We start from the raw sequence: 1767 nt of genomic DNA, 5'->3' as shown, positions 1-1767 counted from the left end.
AACGCCAAGCCTTCGCAGAAGTCAGCTTGCTGAACGTTGCCGCCGCTTTCGGTTTGACGCCAGTTCAATTTTCCAGAAGGTTTGCCGCCGCCTATAAGACGAACCCTCTTGAATACTTGACTTCACTTAGGCTGGAGCGCGCTGGCAAGCTTTTGCGTGAATCTGATCTGACCCTGGAGGAAATCGCGGAAAAATGCGGATATCGAAACGGTTCCTACATCAGCAGGCTGTTCGCCAAAAAGCTGCACATTACCCCGTCCGAATTCCGTAAAAAGCATCGGGTCTAACTGACATCTGCAGCAAAGCCAGCTAGACTTCCGATGAAAGGTGAACCGATTGTTTCCATACTTAATTTTAGTCATGAAAAAATCCCCTTCAAGTAAACTTTTGTGTCAATTCTTAACACGGCCTACTTAAAGGGGATACTATCATTTTTCTAACAAAAATTTAGTATGTTCGGTTGCAGCCGTCCTTTACGGAGCTGTCTGTACCACTGCAATTGCATCAATTTCTACGAGAAGATCATAGTTCAGATCACCCCCTGTGTCAGAATAGTTGTCGTACCCCTCATAAGAACGTATAGTGAGGAGAACGAGGACGAGGTGGGAGAAGATGAATCAAGTGAACAAAGAATTAAAGCAACGTATCATGCAACGAATGATGCCGCCTAACAATGAATCTGTCAGTCAGATTGCTAAAGAGAGTGGGCTGTCAGAAACGACGCTGTACAAATGGAGGAAGGCTGCCAAAGCAGAGGGAGTGATCCTGCCTAATGGTGCAGCATCCACTGAGAGATGGAGCACACGAGATAAGTTTGCCATCGTAGTGGAAACCGCTGCTTTAAGTGAGATTGAGTTTTCGGAATATTGTCGTACCAAAGGACTGTATGTGTTTTGTCAAGTGAAATYCCMTGGTTTTATCAACAGCTTTTCCCTGTTRTGATCATCGGTTTTTCCCTGCTTTTATCATCAGGRATTCCCTGGTTTTATCATGAAATTCCCTGTGGAATTTCCAGCTAATCGGTCACTTTTGACGCATTAATGCGTGCTTGAGGCGGTAACTTTCTCCTTCGAAAACGATGAGCTGACCGTGATGAGCTAGACGGTCAATCATTGCCGYCGCCATCTGGTCATCGGTGAAGATGCCTCCCCACTTGGAGAATTCGAGATTGGTCGTTATGAWGAGGCTTCGTCGTTCATAGCTTRCAGCAATCACTTGGAAGAGCAATTGCGCTTCCTCGCGGTCCATCGGCAAATAACCCCACTCGTCAACAATGACGAGATCGGCTTTCTCTAGCTCCTTCATGGTACGCTCGAGCGCCCCTGCTCGCTTGCTCTCACTGAGCTTGGTGACGAGTGAGGCAGCGGTGAAGAAACGGGTGGACATGCCCAGTTCGCAGGCCCTCACACCCAGAACGATGACAAGGTGAGTTTTGCCCGTACCTACGGGGCCGTAGAGTACGAGATTCTTTTTGTCCCGAACGAACTGACACGAAGTCAGTTCATCTGTTTGCAGAGTGGAGGGCAGGCGTAGAGATTGAAACTCATAGCCCTCAAGCGTTTTCCGAACCGGAAAGGCCGCTTTCTGAACAAGCGTACTTTTCGCAGACGTTCTTTGTGTTCCAGTTCTTCTTTAAATACTTGATGCAAGAATTCTTCCTGCTTCGGCGTTGCTTCTAAGTCGCACAGCCGTACGGCATTTTGGCTTAGGATGAGTTGGCGGCAGAATAGGGCAATCTCTTGACGGATCTCACTTCGCTCCATATAC

The 1767-nt window shown here is 47.7% G+C and carries 3 protein-coding genes and 1 pseudogene; 2 read left to right on the top strand and 2 right to left on the bottom strand.

All coding sequences use genetic code 11. The annotated features are described in order from the left end of the window. Together AC1DWB_RS34580 and AC1DWB_RS34575 are read left to right on the top strand one after the other, a co-directional pair. Positions 1–287, top strand: a 287-nt coding sequence (locus tag AC1DWB_RS34580) for a helix-turn-helix domain-containing protein (protein WP_477545599.1), incomplete at its 5' end; no start/stop codon positions are given. 325 nt (positions 288–612) lie between these two features. Continuing rightward, positions 613–942: a transposase gene (locus tag AC1DWB_RS34575; protein WP_477545598.1), complete on the top strand. Its 330-nt coding sequence runs from the start codon at positions 613–615 to the stop codon at positions 940–942. 81 nt (positions 943–1023) lie between these two features. Here AC1DWB_RS34575 and istB read toward each other — a convergent pair. Further along, a pseudogene (istB, locus tag AC1DWB_RS34570) lies at positions 1024–1551 on the bottom strand (IS21-like element helper ATPase IstB); the annotation flags it as partial. After that, a partial coding sequence (locus AC1DWB_RS34565; protein ID WP_477545597.1) for a hypothetical protein occupies positions 1497–1767 on the bottom strand: 271 nt, incomplete at its 5' end. The pseudogene istB and the gene AC1DWB_RS34565, both read right to left, overlap by 55 nt.

This window comes from Paenibacillus sp. P4_E11, assembly GCF_056401635.1.
The sequence above is the reverse complement of the archived record's forward strand: the minus strand, read 5'-3'. Positions and strand labels throughout refer to the sequence as shown.